Annotated in this window: 13 protein-coding genes, 1 pseudogene and 2 riboswitches; of the genes and pseudogenes, 3 read left to right on the forward strand and 11 right to left on the reverse strand. The window is 72.4% G+C overall.

Annotated elements, in window-relative coordinates; genetic code table 11:
• Positions 1-8: 8 nt before the first annotated feature.
• Genes ACI2LY_RS02265 through ACI2LY_RS02285 form a run of 5 tightly spaced genes read right to left on the reverse strand, consistent with a single transcriptional unit; the run spans position 9 to position 7,285 of the window.
• Positions 9-803 carry an ECF transporter S component gene (locus ACI2LY_RS02265; protein ID WP_404705431.1) on the reverse strand — a complete coding sequence of 265 codons (795 nt, stop codon included), beginning with the start codon at positions 801-803 and terminating at the stop codon, positions 9-11.
• A complete protein-coding gene (locus ACI2LY_RS02270) occupies positions 800-2,437 on the reverse strand; it encodes an ABC transporter ATP-binding protein (RefSeq protein WP_404705432.1) in 1,638 nt (545 codons plus the stop codon). The genes ACI2LY_RS02265 and ACI2LY_RS02270 overlap by 4 nt, the downstream gene beginning before the upstream one ends.
• A complete protein-coding gene (locus ACI2LY_RS02275; protein ID WP_404705433.1) occupies positions 2,434-3,609 on the reverse strand; it encodes an energy-coupling factor transporter transmembrane component T in 1,176 nt (391 codons plus the stop codon). Before ACI2LY_RS02275 ends, ACI2LY_RS02270 begins: the two co-directional genes overlap by 4 nt.
• The gene (locus tag ACI2LY_RS02280) at positions 3,606-4,535 is read right to left on the reverse strand and encodes a hypothetical protein (RefSeq protein ID WP_404705434.1); all 930 of its coding nucleotides are present in this window, start codon (positions 4,533-4,535) and stop codon (positions 3,606-3,608) included. Before ACI2LY_RS02280 ends, ACI2LY_RS02275 begins: the two co-directional genes overlap by 4 nt.
• The gene (locus ACI2LY_RS02285) at positions 4,532-7,285 is read right to left on the reverse strand and encodes a prenyltransferase/squalene oxidase repeat-containing protein (protein WP_404705435.1); all 2,754 of its coding nucleotides are present in this window, start codon (positions 7,283-7,285) and stop codon (positions 4,532-4,534) included. The genes ACI2LY_RS02280 and ACI2LY_RS02285 overlap by 4 nt, the downstream gene beginning before the upstream one ends.
• A 150-nt stretch (positions 7,286-7,435) precedes the next feature.
• Positions 7,436-7,504: riboswitch (cobalamin riboswitch) on the reverse strand.
• A gap of 115 nt (positions 7,505-7,619) precedes the next feature.
• Positions 7,620-7,694, forward strand: a riboswitch (cobalamin riboswitch).
• Between the two features lie 121 nt (positions 7,695-7,815).
• Between ACI2LY_RS02285 and ACI2LY_RS02290 the strand changes: the two genes are divergently transcribed.
• The gene (locus ACI2LY_RS02290) at positions 7,816-9,228 is read left to right on the forward strand and encodes a hypothetical protein (RefSeq protein ID WP_404705436.1); all 1,413 of its coding nucleotides are present in this window, start codon (positions 7,816-7,818) and stop codon (positions 9,226-9,228) included.
• 50 nt (positions 9,229-9,278) lie between these two features.
• On the opposite strand, the gene ACI2LY_RS02295 is transcribed toward ACI2LY_RS02290, so the two are convergent.
• Complete coding sequence (locus ACI2LY_RS02295; RefSeq protein WP_404705437.1) at positions 9,279-10,685, reverse strand: short-chain fatty acyl-CoA regulator family protein; 1,407 nt, start codon at positions 10,683-10,685, stop codon at positions 9,279-9,281.
• 350 nt (positions 10,686-11,035) lie between these two features.
• On the opposite strand from ACI2LY_RS02295, the gene aceA reads away from it, so the two are divergent.
• Together aceA and aceB are read left to right on the forward strand one after the other, a co-directional pair.
• Complete coding sequence (aceA, locus tag ACI2LY_RS02300; RefSeq protein WP_404705438.1) at positions 11,036-12,319, forward strand: isocitrate lyase; 1,284 nt, start codon at positions 11,036-11,038, stop codon at positions 12,317-12,319.
• A 56-nt stretch (positions 12,320-12,375) separates the two neighbouring features.
• Positions 12,376-13,958, forward strand: a pseudogene (gene aceB / locus ACI2LY_RS02305) (malate synthase A).
• A 134-nt stretch (positions 13,959-14,092) separates the two neighbouring features.
• Here aceB and ACI2LY_RS02310 read toward each other — a convergent pair.
• The 5 genes from ACI2LY_RS02310 to ACI2LY_RS02330 form a co-directional block, all read right to left on the reverse strand.
• Positions 14,093-14,323 (reverse strand): antitoxin, encoded by a 231-nt coding sequence (locus tag ACI2LY_RS02310; protein WP_393915277.1) that lies wholly within the window; start codon positions 14,321-14,323, stop codon positions 14,093-14,095.
• A 68-nt stretch (positions 14,324-14,391) separates the two neighbouring features.
• Positions 14,392-15,207, reverse strand: a complete 816-nt coding sequence (locus tag ACI2LY_RS02315) for a maleylpyruvate isomerase family mycothiol-dependent enzyme (RefSeq protein ID WP_404705439.1) — start codon at positions 15,205-15,207, stop codon at positions 14,392-14,394.
• A 145-nt stretch (positions 15,208-15,352) separates the two neighbouring features.
• Entirely contained in the window at positions 15,353-15,508 is a 156-nt protein-coding gene (locus ACI2LY_RS02320) for a hypothetical protein (protein WP_404705440.1), read from the reverse strand.
• A gap of 85 nt (positions 15,509-15,593) precedes the next feature.
• Entirely contained in the window at positions 15,594-16,241 is a 648-nt protein-coding gene (locus ACI2LY_RS02325) for a fasciclin domain-containing protein (RefSeq protein ID WP_404705441.1), read from the reverse strand.
• Between the two features lie 80 nt (positions 16,242-16,321).
• Positions 16,322-17,869 carry a sulfite oxidase gene (locus ACI2LY_RS02330; protein ID WP_404705442.1) on the reverse strand — a complete coding sequence of 516 codons (1,548 nt, stop codon included), beginning with the start codon at positions 17,867-17,869 and terminating at the stop codon, positions 16,322-16,324.
• Between the last annotated feature and the right edge of the window lie 14 nt (positions 17,870-17,883).

Genomic DNA, 17,883 nt, shown 5'->3' on the forward strand with positions numbered 1-17,883 from the left:
GCTCACGTTCACGACGTGGGCGGCACGAAGGTGACCGGTGCCCGGAAGCGGGCTCTGCGTGCCGCTCGGCGGAAGGTGGTGAGGACGGCGGGGCCCGCGAGCAGGACGCAGACGAAGTTGGTGACGGCGCGGCCGGTGTCCCAGCCGAGCGAGGTGGCCAGGTCGAAGGCGACGTAGCGGTGCCACTGCTCGGTGAAGGGCAGGCCGGGCAGGTAGGCGATGGAGCTGTTCGGGTCGAGGGAGAACGGCCAGAAGGACAGATTGAGCAGGAAGCCGAAGAGGTAGCCCGAGACCGACCCGTATCCGGCCAGGAGAAGGACCTCCCGGCGGCCGGTGGCCCTGGGCAGGAACCCCGCGAGCATCCCGACGAACGCGCAGCCGAACATCTGGTACGGCATCCAGGGGCCGACTCCGCCGGTGATGAGGGCCGACGCGAACAGGGAGGTGCAGCCCAGGGTGAACCCGAAGCCGGGGCCGTAGACGCGTCCGGCCAGGACGAGGACGAAGAAGACCGTCTCGATACCGGCGGTCCCGGCGCCGAGGGGCCGCAGCGCCGCGTTGACGGCGGACAGGACGCCCAGCATGGCCAGCGCCTTGGAGTCGATGCCTCCCTCCGCGATCTCGGACAGCACGACGCACAGCACCAGGACGAGCAGCACGCCGAAGATCAGTGGTGGCGCGAAGTGGGAGCCGAACGTGCCGGGGGCCACGACGAACGGCCAGAAGAAGGCGACGGCGCCCAGGAACGCGGCCAGGGCGATGACGACGCCGACGCGGGGCGTGAGCCGGATGGCGGCGTTCATGGCGTCGCCCCCTCGTGTTCCGCGCCGTCGAGCGCTGCGGTGACCTGGCCGACGGTGAGGAACGGCAGCGGCGCCAGGATCTTCGCGGTCTGCGGCGCGAAGACCGGCGAGGCCACGATCACCTCGGCGGTGGGGCCGTCCGCGACGATGTCTCCCTCGGCCATCACCACGACCCGGTCGGCGGCGCGGGCGGCGAACTCCACGTCGTGGGTGGAGACGACGACGGTACGTCCCTCGGCGGCCAAGGCGTCCACCACAGCGATGAGTTCGCTCTTCGCCCGGTAGTCGAGGCCGCGGGTCGGCTCGTCGAGGAACAGGACCTTCGGCGCGGCGGTGAGCTGGATGGCGAGCACCAGGGCGAGCTTCTGCCCCTCGGAGAGGTCCCGTGGGTGGGTGGCGTCGTCGATGCCCGGCGCGAGCCGGTCGAGGACGGCCCGTGCGCTCACCCCGGTCGCGGACTCGGCCTCCGCCTGGCCGAGTTCGTCTCCCACGCTCTCCAGGTACAGCAGATCCGCCGGGGTCTGCGGGACGAGACCGACGAGCTGCCGGGCGTCGGCGGCGCGCAGTTCGTGCGGGTCCGCCGTGCCCGCGCCCCGCGTGACGGCGACCGTTCCGGCGCGGCGCGGACCGGTGCCCTGCAGGGCCCACAGCAGGGACGACTTGCCCGAGCCGTTGCGTCCCATCAGGGCGGTCACCTCGCCCGCGCGCAGCACGAGGTCCACCTCACGCACGGCGGGCACGCCCTGGTACGCGACGGTCACCTTGCGGGCGGTGAGCAGCGCGGGCCGGTCAGCGCGAGGGGCGGGGCGCACGGGTGCCGGTGCGGTGAGCCGTGACCGCAGCGGGGCGGCCTTCCTGCGGGCGTCGCGGATGGACAGCGGCAGGGGCTCCCACCCGGCCGCACGGCCGAGGTCGACGATCGGCGGTGCGATGGACGAGGTACGCAGGATCTCGGCGGGTGCGCCGATGCGGGCGTGGCCGTCGCCGGGGAGGTGGATGATGCGGTCGGCGTACTGGACGACGCGTTCGAGCCGGTGCTCGGCCATGAGGACGGTGACGCCGAGGTCGTGCACGAGGCGGGTGACGGCGGCGAGGACCTCCTCGGCGGCGGTCGGGTCGAGCGCGGAGGTCGGTTCGTCCAGCACCAGCACGCGGGGGTGGGCGGTGAGGACGGAGCCGATGGCGACGCGTTGCTGCTGTCCGCCGGAGAGTTCGTGCAGGGCGCGGTGGCGCAGCTCGGCGAGGCCCAGCAGGTCGAGGGTCTCCTCGACCCGCTTGCGCATGGTGCCGGGCGGGATCGCCAACTGCTCCATGGCGTAGGCGAGTTCCTCCTCGACGGTGTCGGTGACGAAGCCGTCCAGCGGGTCCTGGCCCACCACGCCCACGACGTCGGCCAGTTCGCGGGGCGGATGGTGCGCGGTGTCGCGTCCGTCGACGGTGACCCTGCCGTACAGGGTGCCGCCGGTGAAGTGCGGGACGAGACCGTTCACCGCGCCGAGAAGGGTGGACTTGCCGACCCCCGTGTGCCCGACGACCAGGCACAACTCACCTTCCTCGACGGTGAGATCGACATCGCGCAGGGCCGGTGCGGGGGCTTCGTCGTAGGCGACGGTGACATGTTCGAAGGTGATCACGCGGCGGCGGCTTCCGGTTCGGTGCGAGGGGCGTGCGGTGGCGGTGCCAGGAAGGCCGCCGTCCCGGCGAGCAGGATGGCCGCGGTCGGTACCAGCGGCAGTTCGGGCCAGGTCAGCGGATAGAAGGTCGGGTTGAGCTGGGCCGCGTCGTAGCCGAGGTGGGTGAGGAGCAGGACGGCGGAGAGCAGTCCGCTGCCCGCCACCGTCCACTCGGGCAGCAGCCAGGGGTCGGGGCGGTAGGTCGTGCGGGTGACGCGGCGGCCGCCGATCCGCAGTCCGGCGACGCACAGCGCCGCGCCCACCATCATGGCGGGCAGGCCCAGGAAGGCGGGCGCGGTCGCGTCGAGGAGCCCGTAGGCCCCCGCGCACAGTCCGCACATGCCCAGCAGCATGAGGGCGCCGGTGATCCGCCGGGACCGGCGGGTGGCGGTGCCCGCGCGCCCGTAGCCGCGGGAGTCCATGGCGGCCGCCAGCCGCAGCGAGCGCTCCAGGGCGTCTTCGAGGACGGGTACGACGATGCCGCGCAGCGCCCGCAGCCCTCGGGTACGTCCGGCGCGCAACTTCCGTGCCCGTGAGACCCGTTGGACGCTCTGCACCAGTTGCGGCGCCACGCTGATGGCGACGGTGACGGCGACGCCGAGTTCGTACAGGGCGCCGGGCAGCACGCGCAGGGCCCGTTTGGGGTTGGCGAGGGTGTTCGCGGCGCCGATGCAGCACATCATGCAGGCCAGGCGGAGCCCGTCCGTCGCGGAGGAGAGCACGGCCTCCAGCGAGACGGGACCACCGATCTGGATGCCCGCGTACCAGTCGGGGGTGGGGAGGTGCGGCAGGGCGAACAGGAAGTGGTCGTGCGGGGTGATGCCGGTGGCGAAGACGGCGCGGAACACGACCCGGACGGCCACGACCGTGAGCGCCAGGTACAGGTAGTACTTGAAGCCGCGGGCCCAGGGTGCGGTGGTGCGGCGGGCCGTGACGACATGGCCGAGGACGGCCAGGACGAGGAACAGCAGCAGCGGGTTGGCGGTGCGGCTGACGGCGGTGGCCAGGGCGAGGGCCCAGATCCACCAGGCGAGCGGATGCAGGGTGCGGGGCAGGCGACGGCCGCCCTGGTCGGTCCTCGGACCGGTCCGGGCGGCCGTCGTGTCCACGGAGGTCTGGGCCACGGGCGTCACTCGTGCGGTCTGCGGCGTGCCGAGTACACGCCCGCGCCCACGATCATCAGGACGAGGGCCGCGCCCGCGACCACGGGCAGCACGGAGCCGGTGTCGTGCGGGGCGTCGGCGGCGGGCTTGGCGTCGAGTACCTGGGGCGTACGGCTGGTCGTGGGCGAGGGGGTGACGCTCACCGTCCCGGTGGGGCTGGGGGACGCCGAAGCGGACGGCGAAGGACTCGGTTCCGGCTTCTTGGACGGCTTCGGCTTCGTGGTCGCGGGCGTGGGCTTCTTCGCCTCCTCGGTGGGAGGCCGTTCCGGTGCCGGGCCGGTGTCCACGCCCGGTGGCGGCTGGTGGGCCTTGGCGGTGGAGGCGGGACGGCCGGTGCCGCTCGGCCTCGCGTTGTGCGCGCGCAGCTGGTCCGGGGTGACCGTCGGGCGGCCCTGGGTGCCCTCGATGTTGGTGCCGCCGAAGATCCACAGGTCGACGCTGCCGGGCCTGGGCTTGTAGAGCATCGCGCCGAGCTGGCTGTACGTCCAGGTCGTGGCGCCGGGGTCGGCGTGCCAGTACGACCAGTACGCGGATGCGGGCGGGGTGAGCACGCAGTCGTCCTGGGCGGCGGTCGGGTACTGCCTGCCGCTCTGGTAACCGCTGTAACCGATGCGGCAGATGAACGCCGGGCCGTCGTGACCGGTGCCGGTGGTGCGCCAGCCGCCCTGGTTGAGCAGCTCGTAGCCGGTGGTCGGTGTGGTGCCGCACGACCGGTAGACGGGACCGCCCCAGTGGCTGAAGTCCACGGCGAGGACGACCCCGGAGGTGGTGGTGCAGCGGCCCATCGCCTGCGGGTCGGCCCCCGCCGGAGCAGCGGTCGCACCGAGCCCGGCGACGGTCAGGCCGAGCGCGGCCACCAGCCGGGCCGTCGCGCGCGTGAACCGTCGGGTGCTCATCGCTTCTCCAGGGCGTCGGTACGTCGCCGTGCGAGGACGACGGTGCGCCAGCCAACGCCACACAGCAGCGCGGCGACCCCGGCGAGCGCCCCCGCCTGTACGCCGGTCGAGGCGAGGACACCGTCACCCGTGCCGCCGTTCGCGTCCACGGTGTTCGGCGCGTCCGTACCGCCCGTCGTGTCTCCGGGCGTGACGATCTCCGGCGCACCGCCGCCACCGCCGCCGGCCGTCGGGGTGGGCTGCGCCGACGTGCCGTCCAGGCTCCGCTTCAGCGTGCCGAAGGAGATGCCGGTGGCACCGCCGACGGCCTGGGTGGAGGCCCGCAGGTCGGAGCCGCGTTGGCCCTCCTTGGCGACGTTGAAGCCGCCGTCGGGGTTCTGCTGCGAGGCGAGGAACTTCAGGGCCCGGGAGATCTCGTCCCCGTACTCCGCCTTGTCCAGGGACAGGCCCTGTACGGCGAGCGCGGCCGAGTTCACCGAGTCTCCGGCCGCGCCGGGGAAGCCGCCGTCGGCCAACTGCTTCGAGGCGAGCCACTTCAGTGCCTTGTCGACGGCCTTGTCGGCCTGGTCGCCGCCCGCGAGATCGAGAGCCATCGCGGCGATGGCGGTGGAGTCGACGTCCGCGTCACCGGTCGGCGGGATCAGGCTGGGCCAGGCGCCGTCGTCCCGCTGGAGGCTCTCCAGGTAGGTGATCGGGGACCGGGCGGCCTCCGCCTCCCCGGCGCGCAGCTGGGCCATGACGTCGAGGGCCTGGGAGAAGACCGAAGGGGCGTAGGTATAGGCGCCCTTGGCGGCGCAGGAGCGGTCCGGCGCCGTGCTGGGCGCCGCGCATACGGCCTTGTCGAGGGCGGCGATCAGGTCGTGTCCGGCGAAGTCGCGCGGGTCGCGGCCCACGGCCTCGGCGAGCAGCGCGGTCTTGCCGATCGAGCCGCCGCCCGCGTACCGGGTTCCGATGCCCGTCCAGTCGTCGACGGTGCGGCCTTCGCCGTCCTTGCCGCGCTGGTCCAGGAAGTCGACGATGCCGCGCAGCCTGGCGTTGTCCAGTCCGGTGGCGGCGAGTGCGTAGGCGCCGTCGATGGTGAGGCCGAAGTCGGCGCGGCCGGAGCCGGTGCCGGTCGGGTAGTACCGGCCCTGGGCGAGCCGGGTGGCGCCGGTGAGGTAGGCGACGCCCTTCTCGAGGTCCGGCCCCTTCTCCGGTGCCGGGGTGTGGCTCGGGGTGGTGGTGGCGGGCGGGGTGGGCTCGGCCTTCTTGGTGGTGAGTGCCGTGAGGTCGGTGCGGGCGCCCGCGAGGACGGCCACCGGGGTGGCGTAGAGGGTGGAGTCGGTGGCGGCCTGGTCGAAGCCGAAGCCGCCGTCCTTCAACTGGGCGCGGGACAGCCAGCCTTCGGCGGCGTTCGCCCGCTTGGTCAGGCCGAGGGCGCGCAGGGCCTGGGCGGCGTAGGAGGTGGCGATCACATCGCCGGTGTCCGATCCGGTCCAGCCGGGGAAGGCGCCGTCGTCCCGCTGGTTCTTCGCCAGGTAGTCGCGGGCCTTCGTCACCGCGGCGGTGTGGCCGCCCGCCGTGTTCAGGGCGAGGGCGACCAGGCCGGTGGTGGCGGCGTCGCCGTCGCAGTTCTCGCCCGGCTGGATCAGGATGCTGGTGACGCCGCCGTCCCCGCACTGCACCTGGGTGAGCCGGTCCAGCGTCTCAGCTGGGGGTTTCTGGCCCGCCCGGACCAGCGCGATGACCGCGCGGGCCTGTTCGTCGGCGTAGCCGATGCCGCGGATGTCGCCGCGCGCGGTGCAGCCGTCGGCGGGTGCGGCGGCGGTGCACACACGCGCGGTGAGGTCGGCGATCAGGTCGCGTCCGCCGAAGGCGCGCGGGTCGCCCCCGGTGGACTCCGCGAGCAGGCCCAGCCGGGCGGCGGCCGCCGTCTCGGGCGCCTGGCCGTTGCCGCCCGGGGTCACATAGTCCTCGACGTGTCGCGCCAGGAAGGACGTGACCTTGTCCAGGGCGGTGCCCTTGCCGTCGGCGGCGGCCAGCGCGTAGGCGCTTTCCACGGTGAGCGGGTAGTCCGGGCTTTCGGCGCCGTCGTCGACGACGCGTTCGCCGTCGGTCAGGCGCCCCTTGAGCCAGGTGGCGGCGGCGGCCACGCCGACCGTGCCGGGAGCCCCGGTGGGTTCGCCGCCGGGGTCGGGCGTGGTCGTGCCACCGGCGCGTACGTCGTCCGGCGTGAAGGCGGGCCTGCCGCTGGTGCCGCCGATGTCGGTGCCGCCGTAGACCCAGGCGTCGACGTCACCGTCCTTGAGCTTGCGGTCCATCGCGCCGTACTGGCTGTACGTCCAGTCGTGCTGGCCGGGCGACGCGGTCCAGTAGGACCAGTAGGCGGTGGCCTGCGGGGTCAGCACGCAGGATTCCCGGTCCGGGGTCGGGTACGGGGTGCCCGAGTCGAAGGTGCCGAAGCCGATGCGGCAGATGAAGGCGGGGCCGTCGTGCTGGGTGCCGGTGGTGGTGAAACCGCCGTCGTGGAGGAGCGCGTAGCCGGTGGTGGGGCTGGTGTCGCAGCCTCGCTCGACCTTGCCGCCGAAGGGCTTGAAGTCGACGGCGACGACGGCGCCCTTGCTCGCGGTGCAGTCGCCGAGCGGGTCGGCGGCGGCGGGCGGAGCGGTGGACAGGAAGGCGAGGCTGGCGGCGGCCGTGACGAGCATCGCGGACAGCGCGGCCGTCACAGCTCTCGGCCGTCTTCGTGCGTGTGCGTCCGTGCTCCCCATGGTCCTCACCACGGCCCCCTCGGTGTGTGGCCGAGGCGGGGGAACGAACACGTGGCGCACGCCTCGCGCCGGGACGAGGCACCGGGCGGCGGAGCGGGTCGCACCACGCCGTAGTCCGCGACGGCGTCTGTTGCTGTGGATCACGCTCCAGGCATTCCGGCTCGCCCGACGAATCGGGCCCACGGTTGCGGGTCAGCGCCGGAATTCGACCGGCTTCCCCTGGAACTGCGTTGCGTATCAGGCGGATTGGAACACGGGTTCACAGAACCCGTCAAGGCGTTCGCACTGTGGCGGGATCGGGCGCGCGTCGGGTACTGTCCCGCCCTGCCGAGTGGGGGAACCCGGTGGGAATCCGGGGCTGACGCGCAGCGGTGTGGGGACGACTGGTCGTCGCCGAGCCCGAATGCCCAGACGGCACAGGTTGGTTGGAAGTCGGTCCACGCGTCCCGGACGGCGGCCATGTCCCGCCGCGTGCACCCGTCAGGGACCCGCTCGGGCCGGTCGGCGTCCCCCTATTCCTGGAGCACGCCATGCCCCGTCCCCTGTCCGTCCGCCGCGTCGCGTTCACCGCGGCCGCCGCCTGCGGCGCCTTCGCCCTGACCGTGCTGCCCGCCGCGGCCACCGCCACCCCGGCCCAGATCGCCACCTCGAAGACCAACGGCGTCGCGTACCTCAAGTCGCTTCAGGCGTCGGACGGTTCGTACGCGGGCTCGGGCCTGTCCAACGAGTGGGCGTTCAGCGCCTTCGCCGCGGCCGGGACCGCCGCGGTGGACGTCACTCCGGGCGGTGACACGACGAAGAACGCGAGAACGGTCTACAGAAACCTGCTGGCCACCGGCACCTGGCCGTCCGCCTCCCCCGTGGTCACCGACTACGAGCGCGCCACCCTCAACGCCTACGCGGCCGGGATCGACCCCGCACGTGTCTCCGCCTCCCGCAATCTGATCGCCGACGTCTACCGGTACTGGCAGACCGCCGAACCCGGCTACTTCGGCCCCTCCGCCAACTTCAACGGGACCGTCTTCGCCGCCCTCGCCCTGGGCGGCGCGAAGACCACGTCCGCCCAGCCTCGCGTCCCCCAGGCGCTGCGCGACTCCCTGATCACCCGGCTACGCGCCAACCAGCACGACGACGGCGGCTGGAACTACGGCAAGGCCGAGGGCGACCCGTCCCAGCTGGCCACCGCGAGCGACATCGACATGACCGGCGCCGCGATGGCCGCGCTCTGTGTCTCCGGCGTGCCGAACACGGACACGGACATCGCGCAGGCCAAGGCGTTCCTCAAGGGCAAGCTGATCGCCAACACCGGTGCGTTCAACGCCATGTTCGGCGTCAACACCGACTCCAACGGCTGGGCCGTCTCCGGCCTCAACGCCTGCGGCGTCAACCCACAGACCGGCGACTTCCTCACCTCCAAGGGCAAGACCCCGGTCGACTTCCTGATCAGCCAGCAGTTCAACCCGGGCGGCGGCTTCAAGTACCTGCCGAGCGACACCTCGCCGCAGGCGTACGCCTCCATCGACGGTCTGCGCGCGGTCGCCGGAGGCGGCTTCACCGCCACTCCCCCGGTGCCGGTCACCTCGGGCGCTTCGCAGTGGGTCGCGCAGGGGTCGCTGACCGCGGGGACGGCCACCTCGTTCGCGCTCACCGTGGACGACGGTTCCGGAAACCTGAAGGTCTGCTCCGTCGCCCTCACCCCGACCGGCACCACGACCACCCTCGGCGCGGTCCTCGACGCGGCGACCGGTGCGGCGACCCCCTCCGGCTGCGTCAGCGGTGTGACGCCGTCGTCCGGCACGGGTCAGATCACCTCGCTCAACGGCAAGGCCAACAGCGGCTCCAACACCTGGAAGGTGAGCGTCGACGGTTCGTCGTTCGCCTCGGCCACCCGTGGCAAGAGCATCGCGGTGGGCGACACGATCGCCGTGCGCTGGGGCGCCTGAGAACCCGCCGGGGGCAGGGCCTGCTGCCTACGGCGGCCCTGTCCCCGGTCTCAGCCGGTCTCCTCGACCACCGGATACGGGACGAACGTGCTGGCGTTCTGGTCGATCAGCAGCTCGCGCCCGAGCGGCGGGGCGGCCCGCTGGGGGCAGTCGAGGCGTTCGCAGACCCGGCAGCCCATGCCGATGGGGGTGACGGCGGAGCCGCTGGCGAGGTCCAGGCCGTCGGAGTAGACGAGCCGGTGGGCGTGGCGGATCTCGCAGCCCAGCCCGATGGCGAAGGTCTTGCCGGGTTCGCCCCAGCCGCCCCGGTGCCGGGTGAGTGCGCGTGCGGTCCACAAGTAACGCTGTCCGTCGGGCATTTCGGCGAGCTGGACATGGATGCGGCCGGGCGCGGCGAACGCCTCGTACACGTTCCACAGCGGGCAGGTGCCACCCGCCCGGGAGAAGTGGAAGCCGGTGGCGGACTGCCGTTTGGACATGTTGCCCGCGCGGTCCACCCGGACGAAGGAGAACGGCACCCCGCGCAGCCGGGGGCGCTGGAGGGTGCTCAGGCGGTGGCAGACGGTCTCGTAGCCGAGGCCGTAGCGGTCGGTGAGGCGCTCGATGTCGTAGCGCGCCTCCTCGGCGGCGGTGTGGAAGGCGCGGTACGGCAGGACCAGCGCGGCGGCGAAGTAGTTCGCGATGCCGATGCGGGCCAGGGCGTGGGCGGGAGTGCCGGGGGCGAAGTCCTCGGCGGCGAGGCGGTCGAGGCCGTCGGCGTGCTCCAGCAGGGCGAGCTGGGTGGCGAGGCGGAACGCGCGCTGGCCGGGGCGGAGCCGGGTGGAGAGGTGGAGGGTGCGGGTCGGCTCGTCGTAGTGGTGCAGCCGGTCGCCGGGGTCGCCGGTGAGGCGGACGCCGTGCTGGTCGGCGAGGCGGGCGGTGAGGGCACGTTCGACCTCGCCGGGGCGGATGCCGATGCGTGCGGCGAGGTCCTCGGCCGCGAGGTCGGTGTCGTGCAGGTAGTTGCGGCGGCGGTAGAAGAAGTCGCGGATCTCCTCATGGGGTGAGCGCGGCTGGTCGGGGTCCGGGGCGCGGCCGTCCGTGGCTCCGGTGAGGCGTTCCGCGAGCCGCTGATTGCGGCGGCCCAGGCTGATGAGGGTCTCGGCCACGGCCGGGGTGCGCCCGGCGAGTTCGGCCAGTTCGGCGGCGGAGACGCGGCCCTCGGCCAGTTCCCCGGCCAGCGCTTCCCGGAGGTCCGCTACGAGGCGGGTGGTGTCGCGCTCGGAGAAGAACCCCGGATCGACGCCGAACGCCTCGGTCAGCCTCAGCAGCACCGGCACGGTGAGTGGGCGGGAGTCGTGCTCCATCTGGTTGAGATAGCTGGGCGAGATGGCCAGCACCCGGGCCAGCTCCGCCTGGCTCATCCGGCGTTCCTCGCGCAGTCGGCGCAGCCGCGCCCCCGCGTACGTCTTGCCCACCTCGTGCGCTCCTCCCGTTGCGACCGCGCTCAGCGTAGGTGATCCACGGGCGCCGGGACCCTTCGCAACCTTGGCAGAAGGCGGCCCGAAGATTCACAGAAGTTGGCAATCGTCCACGGTTGTTGGCACTCAGTGCCAGTGCCAGAGTCGTAGTGCGGCCCGCCGGATACCGGCAATGTTGCTCACACCGCCCCATGTCAACGGCGAGCCGCACCTTCTTCAGCGACACACAGTGCCACCCCCGCTCGCGACGACGACGGGATTGGCAGACAGCGCAGACAGCACACGCAGCGCAGGCAGCACAGACAGCACAGCCAGCAAGGAACGGACCCGAGGAGACGGTGACAGTCATGGCAGAGGCGAGGACACAGGCGGCTGAGGAACTCGCGCGGCGCTGGGCCACCGACCCCCGGTGGCAGGGCATCGAGCGCACCTTCGGCGCCGAGGACGTGGTCCGGCTCTCCGGGAGCGTGCGTGAGGAGCACACTCTGGCCCGGCGCGGCGCCGAGCGGCTGTGGCGTCAGCTGCACGAGCTGGACTACGTCCACGCGCTCGGCGCGCTGACCGGCGGCCAGGCCGTGCAGCAGGTGAAGGCGGGGCTGCAGGCGATCTACCTGTCCGGCTGGCAGGTGGCCGCCGACGCCAATCAGGCCGGGCACACCTACCCGGACCAGAGCCTGTACCCGGCCAACTCCGTTCCCCAGGTGGTCCGTCGGATCAACAACGCCCTGCTGCGCGCCGACCAGATCGCCACCGCCGAGGGCGCCGGTGACTCAACGGACTGGCTGGCGCCGGTCGTCGCCGACGCGGAGGCCGGGTTCGGCGGCCCGCTGAACGCGTTCGAGCTGACCAAGGCGATGATCGCGGCCGGGGCGGCGGGCATCCACTACGAGGACCAGCTCGCCTCGGAGAAGAAGTGCGGCCACCTCGGCGGCAAGGTGCTGGTCCCCACCTCCCAGCACATCCGCACCCTGAACGCGGCCCGCCTCGCGGCCGACATCGCGGACGTGCCGACGGTGATCGTCGCCCGTACCGACGCCCTCGCCGCCAACCTGCTGACCAGCGACGTCGACGAGCGCGACGCCGAGTTCGTGACCGGCGAGCGCACGGCGGAGGGCTTCTACCGCGTGCGCAACGGCATGGCCCCGGTGATCGCCCGCGGACTGGCCTACGCCCCGTACGCCGACCTCATCTGGGTGGAGACCGGCACCCCGGATCTGGCGCAGGCCCGCGAGTTCGCCGAGGCGATCCACGCCGAGTACCCGGACCAGATGCTGGCCTACAACTGCTCGCCCTCCTTCAACTGGAAGGCCGCCCTGGACGACGACCAGATCGCCAAGTTCCAGCGCGAACTCGGCGCGATGGGCTACAAGTTCCAGTTCATCACCCTGGCCGGGTTCCACTCCCTCAACCACGGCATGTTCGACCTGGCTCGTGGCTACGCGGACCACGGCATGACCGCGTACGTCGACCTCCAGGAGCGGGAGTTCGCGGCGCAGGAGCACGGCTTCACCGCCGTGAAGCACCAACGCGAGGTCGGCACGGGCTACTTCGACCTGGTCTCCACGGCCGTGAACCCGGCCTCCTCCACCACCGCACTCTCCGGCTCCACGGAGGAGGAGCAGTTCCACTAGGCCGACCTCCGGGCGGGGGTGCCGCGCCTCCGCCCCACCCTCTCAGGAGACCCGAGATGTCCACCCGTGAACTGACCCACCACGTCCGTGTACTGGCTCCGCGGGCCGACCGGCACGACGAGATCCTCACCCCGGCCGCCCTGGACTTCATCGGCCGACTGGCCGCCGAATTCGAGCCCCGACGGCGGGAGTTGCTCAAGGAGCGGAAGCGGCAGGCGCTCCGGCTGGCCGCCGGTGCCCCGCTCGACTTCCCCATGGTCACCTCCGCCATCCGCGGCGACCCCGACTGGCGGGTGGCTCCGCCCGCGCCTGGCCTGACCGACCGCCGGGTGGAGATCACCGGCCCGCCAGAGCGCCGTATGGCGGTGCACGCCCTCAACTCCGGTGCCCGCGTGTGGATGGCCGACTTCGAGGACGCCACCGCGCCCACCTGGGCCAATGTCATCGCCGGGCAGCTCACCCTGCTCGACGCCATCGAGCGCCGTATCGACTTCACCACCGAGGACGGCAGGGAGTATCGGCTCGGCGACGATCCGGCCACCATCGTCGTGCGGCCACGCGGCTGGCATCTGGACGAGGAGCACCTGGAGTTCGACGGCCGCCCGGTCCCGGCCGCGCTGGTCGACTTCGGCCTCTACTTCTTCCACTGCGCCCGGCGCCAGATCGACGCCGGACACGGCCCGTACTTCTACCTGCCAAGCTGGAGAACCGCTACGAGGCCCGGCTGTGGAACGACATCTTCGTCCGGGCCCAGGAGTTGCTGGACATCCCACGCGGCACCGTCCGGGCCACCGTGCTCATCGAGACGATCACGGCCGCGTTCGAGATGGAGGAGATCCTCTACGAGCTGCGGGAACACAGCGCCGGGCTCAACGCGGGCCGCTGGGACTACCTGTTCAGCCTGATCAAGACCTTCGGCCACCGCACCGACTTCCTGCTCCCGGACCGCGCGAAGGTCACCATGACCGCGCCGTTCATGCGGGCGTACACCGAACTACTCGTCCGCACCTGCCACCAGCGGGGCGCGCACGCGATCGGCGGCATGGCCGCGCAGGTGCCCGGCAGGGAACCGGAGGCCCGCGAGGCCACGTTCGCCAAGGTGCGCCTGGACAAGGAGCGAGAGGCCGAGGACGGCTTCGACGGCTCCTGGGTGGCCCATCCGGCGCTCGTCCCGGTCTGCCGCGAGGTCTTCGACGGGGTGCTCGGCGAGCGGCCCCACCAACTCGACCGTACGCGGGACGACGTGGCGGTGACGGCGGCCGACCTGCTGTCCGTGCGCCGGATCAGCGGGCCGCCCACGGAGGAGGGGGTGCGCACCGACATCGCGGTGGCGCTGCGCTACTTCGCCGCCTGGCTACGCGGGCAGGGCGCGGTCGCGCTGTACGGCCTCATGGAGGACGCGGCCACCGCAGAGATCGCCCGGGTGCAGGTCTGGCAGTGGCTGCGGCACCGGGTGGTCGACCGGGAGACGGTGCTGCGGCTGCTGGACGAGGAGACGGCCGCGCTCGGCGCCGAGTATCCGTTCGCGCCGGTGGACGAGGTGCGCGCGCTGTTCGAGCGGACCGCGATGGCCATGGAGCTGCCGTTGTTCTTCACCCCCGACGCCTACGCCCGTCACCTGGTGCGGCGCGCGGACTGAGAAGCGGCCGGGTTCGAGGGAGCCCGGGCCCCGCGCGCACCGGTTGAGGGACCGGTTGGGCGCGGACAGGGGAAGGGCGGGAGACGCGCGCCGCGTCTCCCGCCCTCGGTGTTCCCGTACCGTGCGCAGGCCGGTCAGCGTTCGGGCGTGCCGTCGCTCCCGGTCGTGCCGTGGCTTCCGGCGGTGCCCTCGCTGCCGTAGGAGCGGCGGATGGCGTCGGCGGCCTTGTCGGTCTGGGAGTCGTACTTGTTGCCCGTACGCTCGTCGATCAGTCGTTCGGCACTCTCCACGCCCTTGTCGGCCTGGTCAGGGTGGCCCTTGGCCAGGTCCTTGGCCTTGTTCGCCAGATCCCCGAACTTGCTCATGGGAAGCCTCCTGCGTTTCGGTGCGTACGTCGTTCCCGGCTACGCCTACCCGCCGATTACGCCCTGAATCAGGGCGCTTTGAACAGCGTGGGGAAGCGGGGTGCGAGCCAGGGCTTGCGGCCCCAGGCGAGCACGCCTCCGCGGGCCATGGCCTGCCAGGGGCCGAGGCGGCCCAGCGCGATGAGGAGGAAGGTGACCGGCTCGGTCAGGATGGTGCAGTCGGAGCGCTCCGGCGGGCCGGGGAGCACCTCGACCGTGCCGTCGGTGAAGGTGACGCCGAACGTCTCGCCGCCCCGGACGCGCAGGGTGTAACGGGCCGTCAGCGTGGCGGGGGCGACGGCGACGCGCGGCATAGCCGCCTTCAGGAACGGCAGGCACAGTCCGACCCGCGCCGGATCGATCATGTGCGGGCGGCCCACCCCGCGGGCGAGGTCCCAGCCGTGGCCCAGCATGTGGGTCAGCAGGTACGAGGCGAGCACGTCGTTGCCCATGGGCCCGAGCGGGGTCAGCGGCGTCCGGTCCGGCTCGGCCCGGCCCACCGCGTCGAGGAACGCCTCGGCCTGCTCCACGATCATCGCGGCCAGCGGTTCCGCCGCGCGCTCGGGGAACGCCGTGAGGCTCCGCGCGTTGGCCGCCGCGAGGCTCTGCGGTGTGCCGTCGCCGTAGGGGCGTTCCTGTCCGGCCGCGAGTTCGGCCATCAGGCCGTTGGCCAGGGCCAGATGGGCCGCGGTCTCACCTACGGTCCAGTCCAGCCCAGGTACCGGGGCGCTCGGGTCCGTCGCGCCGTCCAGGAGGGCGGCGATGGCCCCGGCCGTCTCCCGAATCGCCCGGCCGAGCCCCTCGGGCAGGGAATCCCTGGTGCCGCTCTCCGTTCCCCGCTCCACGCCGTCCGCTCTCCTCATGTCCGCGTGATCATGTACTCGTCGCGCGGTACGAAACCAGACCCGCCTGCTCAGGACAAGGGGCGCGGCACCGGCAGCGGCGGTGGGACCGACCCTCGCTCCTGGGCCGGTCCCACCGCTCGCCGGGTCAGTGCCTTCCGGGAATCCTGCCGAACAGGCCCCGCCGCGCCCTGACTTGGCGCGTGGCGGCGATCCGGCGCAGGACGTCGTCCCGCGAGGCCGGGTGGGGCGCCGAGGGCGCGGCGCGGGGGCCCGTCGGGCCGTTCTCGTCGTTCGTGGTCATACGGTCCCCCTGTCGGTCCGTCGGTCCCGGTGAAGCGGACCCGCCCAGGCCGTCGGCAGCCTGGGCGGGAGCATGTCCGTCCAGGTCAGCTCTTGGGCATCAGGACGGTGTCGACGATGTACACGTTGGCGTTGGCGGTCTTCACGTTGCCGCAGACGACCTTCGAGGAGCCGTTGACGGTGTACGACTCGCCCATGCCGGAGGTCATGACCTTCGACTTCTCCAGCGTGTCGAAGGAGCCCTTCTCCAGGTCCTTCGGCGCGAGCTTCTGGCCGACGACGTGGTAGGTCAGGATCTTCGTCAGCTGGGCCTTGTCGCTGAGGACCTTGTCCAGGGTCGCCTTCGGGATCTTGTTGAAGGCGTCGTTGGTCGGCGCGAACACCGTGATGTTCTGCGCGTTGTTCAGCGTGTCGACCAGACCGGCCTTCTTCACCGCCGTGACCAGGGTGGAGAGCGCCGGGTTGTTGGAGGCGGCCGTGGCGACCGGGTCCTTGGCCATGCCGTCGAAGGAACCGGCACCGTCCTTCGGCACCGACGAACAGGCCGGGCCGAAGGGCTGGTCCATGCTGCTCATGCCCTCGCTGGCCGCCGGGGCGGACGCCGACGCCGACGCCTTGGAGTCGGACTTCGCCGAGTCGCTGTCGCTGTCGCTGCCGGAGCAGGCGCTGAGCGCGAGGGGCAGCATGACGGCGGCCGAGACAAGACCGGCGGTGCGACGGATGCGAGCGTTCATTGTTTTCTCCTGTGAGGGAAAGGCAGCAACGGGCTGCGTTGTGTGGGGTGTTGGTCAGGGGGCGGGGAGCCGGTCCGGGCTCACTCCGCGGTCACCACGACGGAGTGCCAGCCGCTGGCGCCGTCGGGGATGGTCCGTGCGCGCTTCTCCGTCTGCACGCTTCCGGTGCGGTCGGTGGCGCGCACGGTGAGGGTGTGGGACCCCGTGGTGGCCTGCCAGGGGAAGGACCACTGGCGCCAGGTGTCACGGGTGTCCTCGTCGGCGAGGTGTGCCTGCTGCCAGGGGCCGTCGTCCACCCGGACCTCGACCTTGTCGATGCCCCGGTGCTGGGCCCACGCGACACCGGCCACCATCACGGTCCCGGTCTTCGGCCGGGCGAACGGCTTGGGCGTGTCGATCCGGGACTGCGTCTTGATCGGCGCCTTCCTCGCCCAGCCGCGCTTGACCCAGTAGGGGTCGTAGGAGTCGAACGTGGTGAGTTCGATGTCCTTGATCCACTTGCAGGCGGAGACGTAGCCGTACAGGCCGGGGACGAGCATGCGGACCGGGAAGCCGTGCTCGAAGGGCAGCGGTTCGCCGTTCATGCCGACGGCGAGCATGGCGTCGCGGCCGTCCATGATGTCCTCGACGGGCGTGCCGATGGTCATGCCGTCCACCGAGCGGGCCACCAGCTGGTCGGCCGGGCCGCCGCGCGAGGGAGCCTTGACCCCGCATTCGGCGAGCAGGTCGGCCAGGCGGACGCCTGTCCAGCGGGCGTTGCCCACGTACGGGCCGCCGACCTCGTTCGACACGCAGGTCAGGGTGATGGTGCGCTCGATCAGCCGTCGGCGCAGCAGGTCGTCGAAGGTGAAGGTGGTCGGCCGGGTCACGCCCTTGCCGTGGACGCGGAGTTGCCAGGCGGTGGCGTCCACCTTGGGCACCACCAGGGCGGTGTCGACGCGGTAGAAGCTCTTGTTGGGCGTGACGTACGAGCTGACACCGTCGACCCGCAGGGCCGCTCGCTTCGGTGTCGGCCTGGCGGGCGAGCCGGGGCTGGGCAGGACGACCTGCTTGCGGGAGGCGACGGCGTCCCCGGCCCGGTTGCCGCTCAGTGTCCGGCCGACCCCGCCCACGACGGCGGACGCGGCGGCCGCGGAGGTGGCCGCGATGACGAAGCCACGCCGGTCCCAGGTGCCGGGTTCGCTGTCGGGGACCGGTACAGGAGTGATGAGGCGTCCGGCCAGGAAGTACAGGAGCAGCGCCCCAACGACGGCCCCGATCAGGGACGGCAACGCGTCCGTGAAGCCCCGGTAGTCCGGGCGGGTGAAGGCGGCCGTCGCGCCGATGGCGCCGAACAGCAGGACACCGGCCGCTCCGGCGACCCGGTGGCGGACCGCCAGTGCGCCCAGGCCCAGGGCGAGCAGTGCGAGGACGACGAGGATGCCGAGCTGGAGCACCAGCTTGTCGTTGGTGCCGAAGTGCCGGATCGCCCAGTCCTTGACGGCCGCCGGGGTCTGGTCGATGGAGGCTCCGCCGACCACGACCACCGGACTGGCCTGCGGACGTACCCCCGCCGCCACCAGCTCGGCCACCGCCAGCGCGGCGAACCCGGCCAGCAGGCCGCTCAGCGCCCCCAGCGCTGTCCGCACCGGGCCCTGTGATG

The organism is Streptomyces sp. NPDC002176 (assembly GCF_044903645.1).
In the GTDB taxonomy this organism is placed as follows: Bacteria; Actinomycetota; Actinomycetes; order Streptomycetales; family Streptomycetaceae; genus Streptomyces.

Excerpts from the sequence above, each read along its gene's own strand:
- ACI2LY_RS02265 (WP_404705431.1), bottom strand. The coding sequence starts at position 803 with ATGAACGCCGCCATCCGGCTCACGCCCCGCGTCGGCGTCGTCATCGCC.
- ACI2LY_RS02280 (WP_404705434.1), bottom strand. The coding sequence starts at position 4,535 with ATGAGCACCCGACGGTTCACGCGCGCGACGGCCCGGCTGGTGGCCGCG.
- ACI2LY_RS02285 (WP_404705435.1), bottom strand. The coding sequence starts at position 7,285 with ATGGGGAGCACGGACGCACACGCACGAAGACGGCCGAGAGCTGTGACG.
- ACI2LY_RS02325 (WP_404705441.1), bottom strand. The coding sequence starts at position 16,241 with ATGAACGCTCGCATCCGTCGCACCGCCGGTCTTGTCTCGGCCGCCGTC.
- aceA (WP_404705438.1), top strand. The coding sequence starts at position 11,036 with ATGGCAGAGGCGAGGACACAGGCGGCTGAGGAACTCGCGCGGCGCTGG.
- ACI2LY_RS02290 (WP_404705436.1), top strand. The coding sequence starts at position 7,816 with ATGCCCCGTCCCCTGTCCGTCCGCCGCGTCGCGTTCACCGCGGCCGCC.
- ACI2LY_RS02320 (WP_404705440.1), bottom strand. The coding sequence starts at position 15,508 with ATGACCACGAACGACGAGAACGGCCCGACGGGCCCCCGCGCCGCGCCC.
- ACI2LY_RS02310 (WP_393915277.1), bottom strand. The coding sequence starts at position 14,323 with ATGAGCAAGTTCGGGGATCTGGCGAACAAGGCCAAGGACCTGGCCAAG.